The organism is Larkinella bovis, assembly GCF_042655385.1.
Classification (GTDB): domain Bacteria; phylum Bacteroidota; class Bacteroidia; order Cytophagales; family Spirosomataceae; genus Larkinella; species Larkinella bovis.
In genome coordinates this window covers 62,744-82,166 of the sequence record NZ_JBHSMA010000005.1, presented here as the reverse complement: position 1 = coordinate 82,166, position 19,423 = coordinate 62,744, and the positions used below count along the sequence as shown (strand labels likewise).

The 19,423-nt window shown below is 53.3% G+C and carries 12 protein-coding genes; 5 read left to right on the top strand and 7 right to left on the bottom strand.

Translation table 11 applies throughout. The annotated features are described in order from the left end of the window. Window positions 1-72: 72 nt before the first annotated feature. The 5 genes from ACFPMF_RS16895 to ACFPMF_RS16875 all read right to left on the bottom strand — a co-directional run bounded on the left by ACFPMF_RS16895 (window position 73) and on the right by ACFPMF_RS16875 (window position 10,121). Window positions 73-2,457: an ABC transporter permease gene (locus ACFPMF_RS16895; protein WP_379847370.1), complete on the bottom strand. Its 2,385-nt coding sequence runs from the start codon at window positions 2,455-2,457 to the stop codon at window positions 73-75. Between the two features lie 301 nt (window positions 2,458-2,758). Next, window positions 2,759-3,961, bottom strand: coding sequence for a M14 family zinc carboxypeptidase (locus ACFPMF_RS16890; RefSeq protein ID WP_379847367.1), 1,203 nt, complete (start codon window positions 3,959-3,961; stop codon window positions 2,759-2,761). Between the two features lie 31 nt (window positions 3,962-3,992). After that, window positions 3,993-5,411, bottom strand: coding sequence for a SusD/RagB family nutrient-binding outer membrane lipoprotein (locus tag ACFPMF_RS16885; protein ID WP_379847364.1), 1,419 nt, complete (start codon window positions 5,409-5,411; stop codon window positions 3,993-3,995). Window positions 5,412-5,422: 11 nt separating this feature from the next. Beyond that, entirely contained in the window at window positions 5,423-9,067 is a 3,645-nt protein-coding gene (locus tag ACFPMF_RS16880; RefSeq protein ID WP_379847362.1) for a SusC/RagA family TonB-linked outer membrane protein, read from the bottom strand. A 34-nt stretch (window positions 9,068-9,101) separates the two neighbouring features. Beyond that, entirely contained in the window at window positions 9,102-10,121 is a 1,020-nt protein-coding gene (locus ACFPMF_RS16875) for a FecR family protein (RefSeq protein ID WP_379847360.1), read from the bottom strand. Window positions 10,122-10,304: 183 nt separating this feature from the next. Here ACFPMF_RS16875 and ACFPMF_RS16870 point away from each other — a divergent pair, with 183 nt between their 5' ends. The 4 genes from ACFPMF_RS16870 to ACFPMF_RS16855 all read left to right on the top strand — a co-directional run bounded on the left by ACFPMF_RS16870 (window position 10,305) and on the right by ACFPMF_RS16855 (window position 14,866). Continuing rightward, window positions 10,305-10,928: an RNA polymerase sigma-70 factor gene (locus ACFPMF_RS16870; RefSeq protein WP_379847358.1), complete on the top strand. Its 624-nt coding sequence runs from the start codon at window positions 10,305-10,307 to the stop codon at window positions 10,926-10,928. A gap of 354 nt (window positions 10,929-11,282) precedes the next feature. Continuing rightward, window positions 11,283-12,080, top strand: a complete 798-nt coding sequence (locus ACFPMF_RS16865) for a helix-turn-helix domain-containing protein (protein WP_379847356.1) — start codon at window positions 11,283-11,285, stop codon at window positions 12,078-12,080. A gap of 254 nt (window positions 12,081-12,334) precedes the next feature. Then, on the top strand, window positions 12,335-12,859 hold the full coding sequence (locus ACFPMF_RS16860; protein WP_379847353.1) for a dihydrofolate reductase family protein: 525 nt from the start codon (window positions 12,335-12,337) through the stop codon (window positions 12,857-12,859). A gap of 108 nt (window positions 12,860-12,967) precedes the next feature. Beyond that, window positions 12,968-14,866, top strand: coding sequence for an AAA domain-containing protein (locus tag ACFPMF_RS16855; protein ID WP_379847351.1), 1,899 nt, complete (start codon window positions 12,968-12,970; stop codon window positions 14,864-14,866). An 81-nt stretch (window positions 14,867-14,947) separates the two neighbouring features. Here the strand turns inward: ACFPMF_RS16855 and ACFPMF_RS16850 are convergent, their stop codons facing one another. Continuing rightward, window positions 14,948-17,551: a permease prefix domain 2-containing transporter gene (locus tag ACFPMF_RS16850; RefSeq protein WP_379847349.1), complete on the bottom strand. Its 2,604-nt coding sequence runs from the start codon at window positions 17,549-17,551 to the stop codon at window positions 14,948-14,950. Between the two features lie 63 nt (window positions 17,552-17,614). After that, on the bottom strand, window positions 17,615-17,965 hold the full coding sequence (locus ACFPMF_RS16845; protein WP_379847346.1) for a PadR family transcriptional regulator: 351 nt from the start codon (window positions 17,963-17,965) through the stop codon (window positions 17,615-17,617). 218 nt (window positions 17,966-18,183) lie between these two features. On the opposite strand from ACFPMF_RS16845, the gene ACFPMF_RS16840 reads away from it, so the two are divergent. Then, complete coding sequence (locus tag ACFPMF_RS16840) at window positions 18,184-19,419, top strand: alpha/beta hydrolase family protein (RefSeq protein ID WP_379847343.1); 1,236 nt, start codon at window positions 18,184-18,186, stop codon at window positions 19,417-19,419. The last annotated feature ends 4 nt before the right edge of the window (window positions 19,420-19,423 follow it).

Below are 19,423 nucleotides of genomic sequence, written 5' to 3'. Positions count from 1 at the left end.
ATTATGAATGAAGAGTTGTGCTTTATGAGTGAAGAGTTGCGCTGCGGTAGCTAACTCATAACTCTTCACTTCTCACTCTGAGCGTAGCGAAGTAACCGGATTGGCAATGGCGGCTTTAATCGATTGATACACGACGGTCATCCAGCAAATCAGCAACGTGAGAACACAGGCCGCAACGAACACGCCGACGTCGATGCCGGTTTTATACGGAAAATGCTGCAACCAGCGATACATTGCGTACCAGGCTACCGGAATGGCAATCGGAAACGAAAATAGCACCAGTTTTGTAAAGTCTTTCGAAAGCAGCAGGACCACGCTCGACACCGAAGCCCCCATTACTTTCCGAACGCCGATTTCTTTTACGCGCTGCTCGGTCGTGAACGTGGCCAGCCCGAACAGCCCCAGACAGGCAATCAGGATGGTCAGTCCCGAGAACGCCGTAAAAATTCGGCCCCGAAGTTCGTCGGCGCGGTAGGCCGATTCAAAATCCTGGTCCAGAAACCGGTATTCAAACAAGCGGTCGGGATACGTTTCGCGCCATTTCTGGCCGATAAACGCAACGGTTTTGTCGGCGTTTTTCGCGTCAATTTTAATGTGAATAACCCCGTTGTTCGGGCGATACAGCATGATCATCGGTTCGATGGGGCTGTAGAGCGACTGCTGGTGGAAGTCCTTCACCACGCCCACCACCCTGGCCTCCGGCGGAGCCGGTTGACCGGCCTGCGGCAAGCCACCCAGCAGCACTTTTTTGCCGATCGGTTCCTTCCAGCCCATGCGTTTAACGGCGGCCTGGTTCACCAGCACGCCATTGCTTGTATCGGCGGGAATTTTATCCGAAAAATCGCGCCCGGCCACCACCTTCATGCCCATCGTTTGGAGGTAATCGTGGTCAATGCCCATCGGTTTGAAGCCCATTTCTTTCAGACCTGCATTGGATTCAACCCCAAAAATAATCCGCCCGCCAATGTTGCTGGTAGGCGACGAGGCCGTGGCCACACGCCGGATGTTCGGATTCGACAACAGCGTGTGGCGCAGCAGGTCATAGCGATCGCGGGGCTGGCGATCCTGGTAATCAATCGTTAGCACCTGCTCCCGGTTATACCCCATATCCTTGTCCCGCATGTAATTCAACTGGTCATAGACGATCCAGGTACAGATCAGCATAATCAGCGAAATGGCGAACTGAACAACCACCAGCGTTTTCCGGAAAAAACTGCCGCCTTTGGCGTTGAACGATCCTTTCAACACCGTTGCGGGCTCGAAGGAAGACAGGTAAAAGGCGGGATAACTGCCGCTGATGAAACCGGTAAACAACACAATGACCAGCGCAATCAGTAAAAACTGGGGTTGTAGCAATTCCCGAAACTGAATCTCTTTGCCCGACACGGTATTGAAAAACGGCAAGGCCAGGGCCACCAGCACAAAACTGGCCGTCAGCGCCAGTACCGTCATCAGCACCGACTCCGTCAGGAACTGGGCCATCAATGCGTTCCGGAGCGACCCCATCACTTTCCGCAGGCCCACTTCCTTGGATCGTTTGGCCGAGCGGGCGGTGGCGAGGTTCATGTAATTAATGCTGGCTAACAGCAACATAAAGAAAGCCACCGCACTGAAAATGTATACATAACTGATGTCGCCCCCCACTTCCCCGTCCATTTTTGAATACAGGTGAATACTCGTCAATGGCTGCAATCGATACGTGATCTTGATCCCCATCCGTTTGAAGATCGACGCCATGTTTTTGTCGTACAGCTGCGGAAACTTGCTTTCCAGAATGTTCGTATCGAAGTTTTTCGGCAGAACCAGGTAACTAAGGATGTAAAAACCGCCCCAGCCGTTGGCCTGCCGCTCATTTGGGCTCAGCGACAACAGCGCGTTGAACGTAAAATGGGAGTTCCGGGGCACGTCCTCAATCACGCCCGTCACCTGATAGGACGTCGTGTCGTTGGTTCGCAGCGTCTGGCCCAGCGCACTGCTCTCCCCGAAAAATTTCCGGGCGGTTTTCTCAGTCAGCACCACGCTGCCGGGCCGGGCGAGCGCGGTTTTGGGGTCGCCCTCGATGAATGTATGGGTAAATACGTCGAACACCGTGGAGTCGGCCGCGTAGACATCTTCTTCGTAAAACCGCTTCTCCCCCTTCCGAAAGGCTACCCGGCCATTGGGAAAAAACCGCACGTAGTTTTCCACGAAGGGATAATCCTGTTTCAGCGATTTCGCCAGGGGGGGCTGCGTGCTTGCCCAATTGTTGATCTTGTCCGGCTCGGTGATGTACGAGACAATGCGGTAAATCTGATCGGCTTTTTGATGATGACGGTCGTAACTCAGTTCATCGGTCACGTAGAGCAGCAGCAACAGGCCACAGGTCACGCCGATGGTCAGGCCCAGAATATTAATCAGGCTGTAGAATTTATCCTTCCGGATATTTCGCCAGGCAATGGTCAGGTAATTACGCAGCATCGGATCTGTCAGTAGAGGTTAGGCTGAAAACACCCGCTCAACTTTCATGCCGCGCCAGAAAATCATTGATTTACAGATAATTATATAACAAAAAAATGTCTTCTGTCCGAATTCGTACATTTCCATTGTCCGCCGGTGTACACGAGAACTGATGCCTTCGGACCGGTAAACGATGAACGGGCGGCCGCCTTTTAATTCATCGTTTACCGTTTCGAAGGCATCAGTCCCTTTTTTGTCCCAACGGAACCCTGGAAGGAGAGCCGGACAAGCGTCGCGCACAATGTCCCCCTCCGCGCGGCCCCTAAAGCTGATTCAGGTAACCGGCTAATGCAAAGGCCATATCCCGGCCAAAAAGCCGGGAGTTTTCGGCCGTCATGGGCTCTTTGTTGTGAACGGAATACGGAATCTCAAATGAACTGGCGAGTTTGATTCCCGGCACGGTGGCCGCCCACTGCGTGGATGACATGCCCTGGGTTGTATTTTTTGCCGTGTTCCACGCCGTTCCGTACGCAACCAGTCCCTGAGCCCTATCAAATTTCAACGGCCCTTCATTGTGAGCCGCAATTTGATCCATAAAAACCCGCTGTTGTTTCTCGATCGCCGGTTTTGACGAACCAACCAGATAAATCACTTCATTCAGCGGACCTTTTATCCAGGGACAGTGCAAATCCATCATAACTTTCAGTTGGTTATTACTCCAGCTGGGCACCTGCTCCCGAAGCGCAGCGGTACTGCAATACAGGCTCTTGCCATCATAATCGCGGTTATGGTCGCGGGGGGCGCGGTATTTGCCCTGATCCCCGTCTTCTACCCCGTCTTTATCGATAAAAGGAATCACCCAGAACTCCGTTGATTCGCGGAGCTTGCTCATGACCGGATCGTCGGAGAGAATGGCAGAAAGCATTCCTTCTATGACGTAATTGGCCATCATCTCGCAGGCGTGGTGCCGGGCCGTCAGGAGAACTTTCTGCTTCGCGGCCGTCGTCGGACGGATAATGATTCGTTCCGTTGCGCGGCCTTTGGGCGTCACACAGAGCGTATCCAGCCGGACGGAAGCGTGCGTCCGGTACGGCTCGATAAAGGCGTCGAAATTCGCCTGCGTATACGGCATTCCCATGCTAAACCGAATTTCCTCATCGGCTTTCAGGTAGGCGGTAAACTCATTGACGGAAACCGTTCCGTCAAACAGCCACGCCCAGGTTTTACCGCCATCCCGGCTTACGGCGGGGCCTTTGATGGTCAGGCAGTCTTTGGTATCAAATACAAACCGTACACTATCGCTCTGGTTACTTTTTACGGCATAATACCAGTAAAACCAGGGATGGTCGGTATCGCGCAGGTCGGGCTGGAGGTAAACCGTATTCCCCCGAATGGAATCGACGGTAATGTTACCACCGGGGAAATCAGCAGTAATTTTAAGGTCCGGTGCTTTCTTCTCGCCCCCGCAGGAAACCATCAACAGCGTACTGATGAATCCAATAACGAACACAAACGATTGCTTCATGAGATTTTGGTCAAGGGTTTAGGAAAATGGGTTACTTGTCCCAATAGAACCGGGGTGTCTGAACACTCGGGTTATCTTTCGGGGCACTCGGGTTATTCAGTCGTTCGCCCAGCGGCACAGGCAATCGCCGGGGAATCTCACCGCCAGGATTCAGGCCGTTGGTGCCACCAAAGGCGGGTTGCAAGGCCGGATAACCGGTTCGGCGCCAGTCGGTCCAGACTTCCGGCTGGGTGAATAACGCAATGTATTTCTGGGTAATCACCTGACGGAGCCGGTTGGCCGCATCGCCCGTGAACGTGCCGCGATTGGCCACAAAAGCGGTCAGGTCGGCGGCTGGAACCGCCCCTTTGGTGACCTTCTCAACCGAGGCTGAAATGGCCGCCTTCAAGGCGGTTTCGGCCTGCACATCCGTTCCGTTTACCCGTAACCGGGCTTCGGCTTCAATGAATTTTGCTTCGGCGTAGGTGATCAGAGAAACCGGTGTCGTGGCGGTTGTAAAATAAGAGCCAATCTGCGAATCGGTGGCCTGGCCCTGTCCTGCGGGACTGCCTGAATAGGAGCTGGCGGCATTCGGTTTGGCAAAAAGCGGTAAACGCGGGTCGGCGGGTGTCACTTTCAACAAATCCACAAATTGTTTCCCTAACCGGAAATCGTTGCGCTGTTGCACGAGTTGCGACCAGGGGTTTGATTCGGTGACCCCGGTTCCGAAGTTGAAGTCACAGTCGTCAGCAGTCCGCGCGATTCCGCGATAGGTGGTGCCGTCGTACAGGGCAGCCAGTGCTTTGGATGCCGCTTCAGGGTTCGCTTTGCTCAGGTGCAGCGCATAACGGGCTTTAAAGGTATAGGCAGCCGCGATCCATTTGGGCAGGTTGCCTTTGTAGATCAGGTCGTCATTGCCCGGGCTATTGGTCGCGTCAGCCGATTTCAACAACGTAATCCCCTCGTCGAGCAGGGTTTGAATCTGCTGATAAATGCTCTCCTGGCTATCGAACTTCGGATACGGATTGACAGCCCCCTTTAAAGCATCGCTATACGGGATATCCCCGTACAGACTCGTCATCGTTCCCAGGCTATACGCCATCAGAATTTTGCCAATGCCTTCGTAGCCATTTGCCTTTGTGTCCTGCGCCTGCCGGATCAGCGTACTCAGGTCCTGCATGGGACCGGCATAGAAGGTATTAAACGGACCTCCGGCTTCGGCGTCCACATTATACCGGTCCCAGGCAGCAGCCTGTAACACAATGCCGGAAAGGTGCTGGGTAAAGGTATTGGTGATCTGGGCCAGGTCGGCTCCACTTGAAAAAGCTATCACCCCCTGGGAGCCGGACAATAGGCTCGACAGCGGTGCCGTTGACGGCAAATTGGGGTTCAGATTTAGGTCGCCGTAGTCGCAGGAGAAAAGACTCCCCAAGAGCAACCCTTTGATCAGTATGGTTTTATAGCGTTTCATAAATATATCGTCTACAGGGTTAGGGTTAGGGCTGCGCCATAACTACGGGTGTTGGGCATGGTGAAATAATCGTATCCGGCCGAGTTGTTGTCCCCATTCAGGTTGGTTTCCGGATCAACACCGCTGTAGTTGGTCAGCAGGAATATATTCCTGCCTGTCAGGGTAAAGCTCGCGTTGCTCACGCCGATCTTTTTGAGCCAATTACCGGGTAGCCGGTAACTCAGGTTCAGTTCGCGCATCCGCAGCCAGCTACCATCTTCCACAAACTGGGTATTGACCCCGCTGCCAAAACCGCCCCCTACGCCGGTATACCAATACTGGCCTTTGACCACTTCGATATTGTTGACCCCACCGTCGCTTTTCTTGACGCCCTCGAAAACCGTCGGGAGGTACCGGTCTTCGGATTCTTTCGATGTTCCGGACTGGTTCATCGAACCGAGGGTCCCGTTGTAGATGTCAAATTTGTACCGGGCATCCAGCAGCGTGGTCAAACTGAAATTACCGTACTGGAAGGTATTCCGCAAACCGGCAATCCATTTCGGATTCGTGTTACCGATGGGTTTCGGATTCGGATCGCGGGACGGAAAACCGTAGTTGGCGTTGAGCGTTTTGCCATCGGCCATGTACCGGGCATCGTCGATGACCACCCGTCCCTGCGCATCCCGCACAAAATCATTTCCGTAGATGACGGCAAACGGTTGTCCTTTCACCAGCCGGATCTGGCCCAGCGGCCCCACCGAGGTAACGCCGATGCTTTCGATTCCGTCGGCAATTTCCTTCACCAGACTAACATTCCGGCTCCAGTTCAGTGCCAGATTCCAGGTAAACTTACCAGTCTCTACCGGAGTGGCATCCACGACAACCTCCCAGCCTTTGTTGGAAATTTCGCCCACATTACGGATGGTGCTCGTAAATCCGGACGAGTTGGGAAGTGGTACGGAAACGATCAGGTCTTTACTGATTGAGTTGTAGTAGGTCAAGTCTACACCAAGGCGGTTTTTCAAAAACCGGAATTCACCCCCAAATTCGCTGGAAACCCGGATTTCCGGTCGTAGCTGCGGGTTGCCGGAACTGTTGCCAACGGTTAGCCCCAGCTGGTTCTGGAACGGAAACAGAATACCGCCGGAGGTAATCAGGGTGGCATTGATCGAAGCCGGGCTGTAGGTGTTGTACAGCGAGTAGATCGGTGAATCGTTCCCTACCTGGGCGTACGAGGCTCGTAGCTTTCCCGCCGTCAGCCAGTTGCTTTTAATGTTAAAAGCATCCGTAAAGGCAAAGCTGGCGCTGATGGACGGATAGAAGAAGGAACTGTTTTCCTTCGGCAGGGTTGACGACCACTCGTTCCGTCCCGTAAAGTTGAGAAACAGGTAGTTCCGGTATGTTAACCGCACATCACCATAGGCCGCGTTCAGCTTCCGGCGGGCCAGATTGGTGCCCCCGGTCAGCGTAGAGGCTCCGGATGGGTTAAAGAAATCCGGGATATTCAGGCCGGAACCGGTCGTGGTTTGCCGTCGCTCGGTGCGGTTGAAATAGTTGTGGCCCAGCAAAACCGTCAGGTCCAGGTCTTCGGTCAACCGGCGATTGGCCGTTAGAATCAGGTCGGAATTGATCGCCCGCTGGAGGTAATTTTCCTGGCTAACCCGGCCCGCGACCAACCCCCGGGAGTTTTTGCTAAACGCTTCGAGCCGGTTGTCGTTGTACATATCCAGTCCCAGACGACCCATCAGCTTCAGCCAGGGTAACACTTCGTAGTCCGACTGCATGAAACCGATCACCCGGTCCACTTCGTCTTTGTACTGGTTTTTCTTAACCGACCAGAAGGGGTTATCATACCCACCGATGTTGCCCCCGCTATTCCGTTGCGAACCGTCTGGTAACGAATAAGCAAGCGGTTCATTCAGCGGGTCGCTGTACCCGTTGGTATTATCAAACGTAAACGGTGCCCGCATTAAGCCCATAATGACCCCCGACGAATTGGAGCCCTGCTGGGCGCGTGTTCCGCCGGTTTTGCTATAGGTCACCGAGCCGGAAACGTTCAGTTTCTTGGTCAGCGAAAGATCTCCGCTCATTTTAAACGTCAGCCGGTCAAATTCCTCCGTGGGGATGATCCCTTTCTGCTTCAGTTTGCCCAGCGAGAAGTAATAGTTTGAATTTTCGCCCCCACCCGAAAAACTGAGGTGATTGTCGAACGTACTTCCTTTGACAAAAAAGTTGCCAAAATTATCGAATGCCTGAACCGGTATGCCGTTGGACGATGGGTCGGTACGGGGAACGATGAGGCCCTGATTGGAAAAGCGGCTGGGCTGACTGGAGTACGTTAACGAACTGTGTTCCGGCCCAAAAGAAGTAATGACGCCCGTGCTGGGGTCGCGGTACTGGGGTACGCCGTTCACTTCGGCTCCCTGGGCGTATTTATCCTGCCATTTGGGTAACCGGTTGATTTCGTTGACGATATACGAAGAGGAAAGCGATATTCTGGACTGTTTGACGGCCGACCGCGATCCCCGTTTCGTCGTGATGATGATGGCTCCGGCTGCGGCCCGAATCCCGTACAAAGCCGTTGCTGCCGGCCCTTTCAGAACGGTCATGGTTTCGATATCGTCGGGATTAACGTCAATGGAACGATTGGAATGCACCACCCCCGCATTGCCATCGCCCCCACTCAGCGTCCGGTTTTGCCCGTTGTCGATGGGGACACCATCGACCACAAACAGCGGGCTGTTGTTGCCGGTCAGCGAAGCACTGCCCCGGATACGAATCTGGGCGGCACTGCCGACAGCGCCCGATGAAGTCGTCACCTGCACCCCGGCGGCCTTGCCACTCAGGGCCGAAGCCACGCTGGTTTCGCGGGAGTTGACCAGCTCCTCACTGTCGACCTTCTGCACCGAATAACCCAGCGACTTGCGACTGCGTTCCAGGCCAATCGCCGTCACCACCACTTCTTTCAGGGTCTGCTCATCCGGTTTCAGCGAAATATTGACAACACTTTTATCCCCTACTGCCGCTTCACCGGTTACATAGCCGATAAACGAAAACAACAGGACACTTTCCGGGCCCGAAACCGACAGGGTATACGCGCCGGTGGCCGAGGTAGAGGTTCCGTTCTGGGTGCCTTTTTCGATGACGTTAACGCCCGGCAGCCCCTGACCGTTTTCGTCGGTGACCCGCCCGCTGACCTGGACCTGTCCCTTCTCGTTCGGGAGCAGCTCCACGGCCCGGTTCAGGGAAACCGGCGCAACGGGCAGCACTGCGTTGGGATGCGAGATGCTGCTGACACTCCCAGCAGGTTTGCGCTCCAGACCAATCGCCGACGTTTTAGTCGAATAAATCAGGTACGTATTTTTCTTGATACGCTGAAACTGCAGACCATGAGCGTGCAGCAACGCATTCAGATTGTCGTCAATACTTTTTGTTTTGTTAATCGCGTCTTCGCTGACACTGAAGCCATCCAGTAGCTTTTCTTCAAATAAAACGTTAACCCGGTACCGATCACGCAGGAGCAGGATGGCATCACGGAGCTTGAGCGTAGCCGGCCGTTTTACCGCTGACTGCTGGGCTGACTGGTGAAAAGCCAGCGTCTGGGCAAAACTATCCGTGGGAACGGGTAGCCACGGGAGTAAAAAAATACTCCATTTCCAGTAGCATAATTTATTCATGGTGGTAAAAGTTGAGATTAAGGGGAATAATGAGTTATTGGGTTAGTTGAACAGGATTAGGGGTCGGGGCAGGCTGTAGCAGAATAACCGTATCCTGCTGAACCTGTCGCAGGTTCATGACTTTGGTGAGCGCCTGCACTAATTCGTCGGCGGTTTCGGCTTCAAACGCACCGGTGAGGGTCCGATGCGCCAGTTCGTCGTCACTAAGCAGGATAGACACCCCGAAAATATCTTTGATCTGGGCGGTAATGTCCTGCAAGGGTGTGGCTTCGAAAACAAAGAGGTGATTTTTCCAGGCGGTATACGGTGCCAGTTCCTGCCTGCTTTGTACCTGGAACGTTCCTTTTTCGCTGACGGTAACGACATCACCGGGCAGAATGGTCAGGGGTTTGGCGTGCGTATCTTTCAGGGAGCGTAAACGAACCTTGCCTTTGGTCAATGCCACCTTAGAACCCCGGTTTCGGGAATAAACGACAAACTCGGTACCCAGCACTTCCACCTGCAACTGGTCATCGGTTTTCACCAGAAACCGGCGATGGTCGTGGGTGTGAATGACCGAAAATTCGGCTTCGCCTTTTAAAAAGACCTCCCGGTCGGCCGACGGCCAGCGGGGGATCGACAACCGGGAATTGGCATTGAGGGTAACCCGGCTGCCATCTTCCAGGATCAGGGAGCGTACCTGACCGTAGCCGGTTGTATGGGTTTGGTACAGCAGAAAATCCTGCCATACATACGCAGCCATCGACAGCAGCACAACCACCGCAGCCGCCATCCAGCGGTACGAATTCCTGAAAAACCGGCCCAACGGCCGGTCTATACGTTGAGGAGCGGGAACGGGTGGGCGGTTATTTTTATCAGAAGAATGGAGATACCGTTGAATCGCAGCATCGGTATCGGTCTCAAACTGAAGGTTTTCCTGCTCCCATTCTTCCAGAGCCTGGTAATAACGTTCCAGATTTGAATTCTCGCGTAGCCATTCCGTCACTCGCTGTCGTTCCGGAAGGGTTACGTTCCCCGAGAAATACCGCCACAAAAGGTTCTTATTGACACTCATTGGAATCATACTGGTTGCTCTCTGTATGATCCAAAACCGCCGAATTACCCTAACGGTAATTCTACGAATCTGCCCATTAAATTTTTTTCGATAAAAATTTGCCTTTTTATTAGGGTATTCGTTCCAAACTGGATCTTACGAGTACGAGCCTCCTATTCCTAAACTTTCAATCAGCCCGGCGTTTTGTTTGAAAAACAACCTTCCTCTCAGCCCGACCCCTTCGATCCTCAGCCACACGCGAAGGAAGAAGGCGTATTTTCGGTATCGGATGATAAAGAATGGTTTATCCGCCAGGCCTTTGAATCAGACCCGCAGAAAGGAGTTGAGTTGCTGTTTCGGAAATACTACAATGTCCTGTGCAGCCATGCCGTTCGGTTTGTTTATTCGAAGGAACTAGCCCAGGATCTGGTTGGGGAACTCTTTTCGACGTTCCTGCACAAAGAAATTCATCGCCAAATTCGCAGTTCGTTCCGGGCCTACCTGTTTTCCGCCGTACGGTTTGAATCCTTAAAGTATCTCCAGCGGGAATTTAACCGGGAGACCGAGTTGTCCAGTCAGGTTGAAGAAGGGTTGCCCTCCATCTTACCCACCCCGGAAGAAAGTATCGAATACGATGAGTTGTATCGCAAGATCGAGCAGGTCATTCAGTCGCTCTCGCCCGCCGTGCAGCGGGTTTTTATCCTAAACCGCTTTGAAGGCCGGAAATACCACGAAATTGCGCAGGAATTACTGCTTTCTCCCAAAACCGTGGAAGCCCACATGACCAAGGCCCTTCGCGCCCTGCGGCAGGTTCTGAAAGACTACTGACCTTCTGCATACGTTCAGGATTCGGTTGACGGGTGTTGGCGGTCGTATGCACCAGGCAGAAACCGACCGGCCGGTTTTCTGCCCGATCCCCTGCGTGATCGTGACGCCGTACGCGACTTCGTCGAACACGGCGACAGCTAACAGGACAACCGCTTCAAATTCTCCCAAAAAGGCCGAAGAAAGGCAGTGCCAATGCTGGCCAAGGGGTCAGACTGGAGCAGAAACGCGGTTTTCCGAAACGAGAAGCCCAATGCTGTGTCCGCTTCTGGACAGTCCGTGTCCGTAAACCGGACACGGCGCATTGACTGTCAACCGATCCCGATTTGCCCCGCAACAAATGTGTATCTTTGCCCCATGCCCTACCAGTTATACGACATAGAACCCCGGCTAAGACCCTTTGTAAAAGCCATTTGCGCGCTGGAAGACGACATCGTGGCGGCTCCGGCGGCTCCCATCCGGGTTTTGCCCGATACCTGCGTGGAGCTTTTTATCAACTTCAGCCCACCGCAGCAAGTCGCCTATACAGATGGTGTCATAGCCTCCTGCGGGCGGAGTTTCATCACCACCCGCCTGAACCATTTTATGGATGTCCGGACGCCGGGGAAAGTGAGTTTTGTGTCCATTTGTTTCGCGCCCGGTCAGGCCTACTTGTTCTTTCCGGTACCGATGCACGAGCTGGCCAACCAGCTCGTCGACCTGCGCGACCTATGGGGCCCGGTGGCCGATGAGCTACAGGAGCGCACCGAAACCGCGAAAGACATGCCGCACCGGGTGCAGCTTCTTCAGCAGTATCTGCTTGCGCGGCTTCGGCAAGCGGGCCCGCCGGATTCGGGCGTCGATTTCTGCATCAACCAGATTCGGCAGGCCGGCGGACAGCTTTCCCTGGAAATGTTGGCGGCAAAAACCGGCCTCAGCAACCGGCAGTTGATTCGGCGATTTAACCCGCGCATCGGTCTTTCGCCCAAAGAATTTGCCCGGATTACCGCTTTCCTGAATGCGCTTAAAAAATTAAAAAAACACCCTTCCCGGAGCCTGACTGAAATCGCGTACGAAAGTGGTTATTACGATCAGGCCCATTTTATCCATTCCTGCCGGGATTTCACCGGTTTAACCCCAGGCCAGTTACGCACAACCGACCACATTCTCTGCTGATGTCCGATTTTTACAATCACCCCAGCTGCCCCTTTCGCAATTTTGCAGAAATACTGGGAGGCTTGGAGGCTGGATGTGCTGGATGCTGGATAGGTTAGATGCTGGATGCCGGACATACTGGATACTAGCCAGTTATACCATTTATTCAGTATCCTAATATCTAACCTATCCAGCATTCAACATCCAGCATCTAACCTATCCAGCAAGCATCCAGCACATCCAGTACATCCCAACCATCTAATCACTCTCTTCCCATGCGCAAGGTAATTTTAGGATTGGCCATTAGCCTGGACGGCTACATTGAAGGCCCCAACGGCGAGTACGACTGGTGTTTTACGGATCAGGATTATGGCCTGACGGCTTTTCTGGAGCGAATCGATGGTCTGCTGATCGGGCGGAAAAGCTACGACTTACTGAACAATCCGAACGAACCGGCCAGCAACAACCCGTATTCAGGGTATAAAAAGTACATCTTCTCGAACACGCTCACCCAGGTTGGAGAGGGTGAGGAACTCATCCGGGGCGACATCAGAACGCAGGTCAATGCGCTCAAGAACCAACCCGGTAAAGACCTCTGGCTCTTCGGTGGTGCCAACCTGACGACCTCCTTCTTCAACGAAGGCCTGATCGATGAGTTGTTTTTAGCCGTCCACCCCATCCTGCTGGGGGCCGGAAAACCGCTGGCCCCGAACCTCAAAAACCGGGTCAACCTGACCTTGCTGGAATCGAAACCCTACGAAACCGGCCTGGTATCACTGACATACCGGGTTAGCGCGTGATGAATTATGAGTTAAGAGTTAAGAGTTGGCTGACGCATTCTGTTCCTGTGGAGTCAACCGCCGGGCGGCCCCGTCATCACTCTTAACTCATAACTCATAACTTTGTGAATGGATTATTTCAAACAGCTTCTCGAATTATTGAAAATTGAACGGGAAGAAGACCGCAATCAATACCGAAAACTCACCGAAACCACCTCCGTAGCCGAGCGCCGGGCCAACGGACTGACCTGGTATCCCATCGCCATCCGGGGGTCCGAACTGGGGCGGGGCGATTACCTGACGGTCGAAGTAGAACGGACGACACACCAGGACATTGCGCATCAACTCCGGGCGGGCATGCCCGCGCTGTTCTTTAGTAACCACGACCCGAAAAACGACCGCGTCGAAGGCACCATATCCCACCAGAGTGGAAACCGGCTAAAAATCACCCTGCTGACCGACGAATTGCCCGACTGGTCGCGCGACGGCAAGCTGGGCGTGGAGTTGTTGTTTGACGACAAGAGCTACGACGAGATGCAGGACGCCCTCAAGCTCGCCAATACCCTGAGCCAGGACCCGAAAAACCGCCTGGTCCGCATCCTGACCGGCCAAACCGCTCCGACATTTCAAACGGATATGCCTGCCCTGCCAATCCCGCAACTGAATGCCAGCCAGCAACGGGCGGTTGACAAAATCCGGGCGGCCAATGAACTGGCCATCGTCCACGGGCCTCCCGGAACCGGCAAAACGACCACGCTGGTGCAGGCCATCAAAGCCTTGTGGAAGGATCAAAACCAGAAAATACTGGTGGTAGCTCCCAGCAATACGGCCGTTGATTTGCTCAGTGAGAAACTTTCCGAACAAGGTCTGAACGTGCTCCGGGTGGGCAATCCGGCCCGGATCTCGGAGCGCCTGACGGGCCTCACGCTGGACCATAAAATGGCCGAGCACAGCCTGATGAAAGAAATCAAAAAACTAAAAAAACAGGCGAATGAGTTCAGGAGCATGGCGCATAAGTACAAGCGCAATTTTGGCAAAGCCGAGCGGGATCAGCGAAAAGCCCTGTTCGACGAGGCCCACCGGATTCTGAAAGAAGTCGGTAATTCGGAGCAGTACATCATCGACGATCTGGTTGCCAAAGCGCAGGTCATCACGGCCACGCTGGTGGGTTCAAATCAGTACATGATCCGAAACCTCAGCTTCCAGACCGTGGTCATCGACGAAGCCGGGCAGGCGCTGGAACCGGCCTGCTGGATTCCGATTCTGAAAGCGCAGAAGGTGATTCTGGCCGGGGATCACTGCCAGCTACCGCCCACCATCAAATCGAACGAAGCCGCCCGCAAGGGACTGAACACCACGTTACTGGAAAAGTGCGTAACGCTGCACCCGGAGGCCGTGAGTGTGCTGGAGGAGCAATACCGCATGCACGAGCACATCATGGGGTATTCGTCGAGGGTCTTCTACGACAACCTTCTGAAAGCCCACCCGTCGGTAGCCACCCACGCGCTGTTTTCGGGCGATTCGTCGCTGCGGTTTATCGATACGGCGGGTTGCGGTTTTGAGGAAAAACTCGACGGCACGAGTTCCACCAACCCCGAAGAAGCCGCCCTGTTGATCCGGCATCTTACGCATCTGGTGACGGAGTTAGGCCCGTTTTATCGCCCACAAAACTTCCCGACGATTGCGATCATTTCACCGTATAAACAACAGTTGGCCGTTCTGAACGACCAGCTTATCCACACGCCGGAGTTGCTGCCGTATCTTCCGAAAATTTCGGTCAATACCGTCGACGGTTTTCAGGGGCAGGAGCGCGACATCGTTTACATCTCCATGACCCGCAGCAACGCCGAAGGCGAGATCGGTTTTCTGGCCGACATTCGCCGGATGAACGTCGCCATGACCCGCGCCCGCAAGAAACTGGTCGTGGTGGGCGACAGTTCCACCCTGGCGAGTCTGCCTTTCTACGCCGATTTTATCACCTACGCCGAACAACACGACGCCTACCAAAGCGCCTGGGAGTGGCTATAAGGAGTTATGAGTTAAGAATTAAGAGTTGGCTGACGCATTTAACACATAACTCTTAACTCATCACTCTTAATTCTTAATTCATTATTCCGAGCGCAGCGAGCGAACCGGATTCGCCAAAGCCGCTTTGATGGCCTGATAACCCACGGTCAACAGGGTGATGAGCGTGATGGAAACACCGGCGATGATGAATACGCCCACGCCCAGATCAACGTGAAAAGCAAACGCCTGAAGCCAGCGACTCAACGCCCAACCGATAACCGGGAAAGCGATCAACAGCGCGATCAGCAGCAATTTCAGGAAGTCCATCGACAGCATGACGGCAACGTTGCCCACCGTGGCGCCCACTACCTTCCGAATGCCAATTTCCTTTTGCCGCCGTTGGGCCGTAAATGCCGCCAGACCAAACAAGCCGAGACACGAAATCAGGATGGTGAGTCCGGCAAAATACCGCGACAAAATGCCAATCCGTCGTTCGGCAGCATACAGCGCATTGTAGTTTTCGTCCAGAAACTGATAGTCGAAAACCAGCCCCTGGTTGTAGGATTCAAACGTTTTCTGAATTTGGGCAATCGTCGTTTTTTCAGTCCCGCCCTGAATCTTCACCATGATGTTGGGCATGACCGGATAAACCTGAAAAAAACAAGGTTTTACGTCTTCATACAGCGATTCGAAATTGAAATTCTTCACCACACCGATGATTTGCCGTTCCTGATTCCAGAACTTAACGGTTTTACCAATCGGGGCTTTCAGTCCCATGCTTTTGATGGCGGCTTCGTTGAAAATAATCTCTTTGTTCGAACCCGGACCATTCGTAAAATGCCGCCCTTCTTTCAGCTCCATCCCGACGGTTTCGATGAAATTGTAGCCCACTTCTAGGTTCGAAAATTCAATGTCTTTGCCCGCCGGTTTGCCTGGCCATTCAAAACCGGAAATGGCGCCGTGACCACCGATCAGATCATGGTAATAGCTCGACGCGTTAAGCACGCCCGGAATCGCTTTGATTTCCCCCAGAAAAGCCTCGGCAGATTTCAGCTTGACGGAATCCATGTCGAGCGGAATTTCGAAATGAATAATGTTATCGCGGTTGTACCCCAGGTTTTTGGTCTGGATGTAATCGATTTGCCGGTAAACCACCAGTACGGAGACAATAAAAAGGATCGAAACCGTGAATTGAAACACCACCAGTCCTTTGCGAACCAGCAATTCGCCAACCGACGTTTTAAGCTTGCCTTTCAACACCGCCGTCGGGTTGAAACCGGAAAGGTACAAGGCCGGATAACTACCGGCGATTAAACCGGTCAGCAGCGTTATTCCCAGAATGGACAGGATCAGCGTGGCATCAAAGCCCAAACGGATGTGTTTGCCCGTGATGGCGTTGAATTGCGGAAGCAGCAAAACCAGCCAGAAAACCGCCAGCACCAGCGACAGAAAAGCCATCAGAATGGATTCTCCGAGGTATTGAACGATGAGCGAACTCCGAAAGGCACCCATTACTTTTTTGACACCCACTTCCTTGATCCGGCCCGACGCCTTTGCCGTCGATAAATTCATGAAATTGATGCAGGCAATGACCAGAATGAACAACGCGATGGTCGAAAAAAGCCGCACATAAGCGATCCGACCGCCGGTTTGCACGCCGTTTTCGAACTGTCCGTGGAGGTATTTATCCGAGTACTTAAGGGCGAATAACTGCGTTTTTGTTTTGTTTTTTGTCTGTAAAAAATCCCGGATTTGGGCATTAAACCGGGCTAAGTCGGTGCCCTTTCGCAAAATTAGAAACGTACTCGGGTCGCTGTTGCCCCAGTTTTCCATACCCGGCCGTCTGACAAAAAAGACGTTAAAACTGAATAGCAGGTCAAACTGCTCGGTCGAATTAGCCGGGCTATTGGCGAAAATACCGCCCACGCGGTAGGTCCCGCTGAATTCGCCATAGTTCCATTTGACGGCTTTACCGAGTACGTCCTTCGTTGATCCAAACAACTTTACTGCCATTTCTTCGGACAGGGCAACTGTATGGTTATCCGCGAAAATGCTGTTTTTATCGCCCTGCAAAAACGGACAGGTAAAGACATTGAAGTAATCCTTTCCGACAAACTGCCCACCCGCTTTCAATTGGTTTTCGCCCGCCGTAATCACGCCTTTACTTGAAAACCACGAAGCCGGAACCACCGTCACCGCGTGCTCCACTTCGGGCATTTCAGCCACCAGCGCATCCGCCAGCAAACCGGGCGTGTGGTTGATCGTTTTAATGTCGTCGTCGTGGAAATGATTGGCCATCACCTGAAAAAGCTGGTCGTCTTTTTCGTTGTACTTGTCAATCTGCAATTCGTCATTTACCCAGAGGTAAATCAACAGCGTACAGGCTAAACCGGTCGATAAACCGATCAGATTCAGCAGCGTAAACTGGCGGTCTTTCAACAAATTCCGCCAGGCGATTTTCAGGTGATTCCGGAACATAAACGGGTTCGTTAGACTTGTTGTCGAATAATCATCTTGTTTTCGTCTGATCGCGAATGAGAGCACAAACCCCAGCACATCCCACCAATACCGCCACTTCGCCCGGCGCGCCCCCATCCGCCGAAACTGGTACTGAAATTCCTCGTGCAAATCGCCCTGCACTTCTTCCAGCCGATCGGCGGAGCAGAAAAACCGGAGCAGTCGGTCGGCAAAGCGGGGCGGGGTCATGAGTAAAGAGTTATGAGTTACAAATAGGCCAGGGTTCTAATGCATTCCGATGCGTTTTAACTCTTAACTCATAACTTTTAACTCATAACTCTTCCTTCCTCTTCTGAGCAGACGGCTCCAGAAGCTGACGCGCACCTCATGAATTTCCTGCAACGTCCGGCGTCCGTAGGCCGTGACGGTGAAGAGTCGTTTCCGGCGACCACCGCGTTCGGCCGTCGGTTCGCCCATTTCCGATTTCACCATGCCTTTGTCTTCCAGTCGTTCGAGAGCCGCGTGAACCTGATTCAGCCGCACGGTCCGCCCGGTTTGTTCCGTAATTTCGTGCGTGATTGCCACCCCGTACGCTCCACCTTCCATCACGGCCACGGTCAATAGAACAATTTCCTCAAACTCACCCAAATAGCTGCGTTTCATCGCTATCAATTAGTTCTATTTTTGCTGATCAAATGCCTTGCCAACTTGCAAAACCGGCCCGGAATACGGTTTTGAGCGGATTGGCGAAAAATCGTTGTACGATTTCGGACAATAATTGTCCACTTATGAACAAGGCGGTTTTTGATCGCCAACTACCATTACCGCCCGTAATTGCTTACTTTCGTTGCTGATTCCTAAACCGTTCTTCTTTCCCTAAAATGAAATTCCTGTTCCTCGTTTTCCTGCTCGGTTCGACGGTAGCATTTGCCCAAAAGAAAACCGTCCCGGTCATTCAAACCCAAGCCATTAAAGTCGATTCGTTACTCTGGGATTTAAAAGCCTTAAGCAAGGCCCCGGCGGTCGAATGGCTCAGCCAAACCGGAACCGTACACTCCCTGCTCTACCGAAGCGTCGATTACCAAGGGAAACCCACCCAGGTGTTCGCGTATTACTCCAATCCGGATCTGATTCGGGGAAAGGCCACGGGCAAACGGCAGTTTCCGGGCGTGGTGCTGCTCCACGGCGGGGGCGGTAAAGCCTTCAGAGAGTGGGTCGAAAAATGGGCCGCCGACGGCTACGCGGCCATTGCGATGGATTTTGGCGGAAAAGGTCCCGATGGCCAACGGCTGGCGCAGGCCGGACCCGATCAGGGAGCAGACGAAAAGTTCTATCACCTCGAAAAAGCCGCGCTGAACGATATGTGGACCTACCACGCGGTTTCCAGTGGGATTCTGGCGCATTCGCTGTTGCTGAGTCGGCCCGAAGTTGATGTTACCAAAACCGCCGTAACGGGCATCAGTTGGGGTGGCTACCTAACCTGCCTGGTTGCCAGTCTGGATAACCGGTTTAAAGCGGCCGCACCGGTCTACGGTTGCGGGTATTACGACGAATCCGATGTCTTCAAAGAAATGATCAGCAAGCTGTCGGCGGGAAGCGCCCGGAAGTGGATGAAGTTCTTCGATCCTTCGACGTATCTGCCCTACGCCCAGCCCCGGTTTTTGTTCGTCAACGGCAATACCGACCGGTTTTACAACGTAGTGCCCTACCATAAAACCTACAGCCTGGTACCCGCCAGCCAACGAACCATCTGCCTGATTCCCGACATGGCGCACGGCCACGAAGCGGGCTGGGTGCCGCACGAAATCCGGTATTTCTTCGAAAGTGTTCTGAATGAGGGCGTTCCGCTGGTGCAGGTGTCGCCGGTTTCCGTGCAGGATTCCACGCTCCGGTTTTCGTATCAATCACCGGTTTCGGTGCTAACCGCCGAGTTTTATTACTCCAACGATACCACGTCGCCAAACGAACACCGGGTCTGGTCGAAGCAGAAAGCCACCATTGATCCGAAAACTCAGACCATCACCAGTCCGCTGCCCAAAGAAGGCTTCCAATACGGTTTTTTCGCCCTGAAAGACCACCGGAACGTCGCGGTTTCCAGTTCTTTCGTATTCAAATGAACGC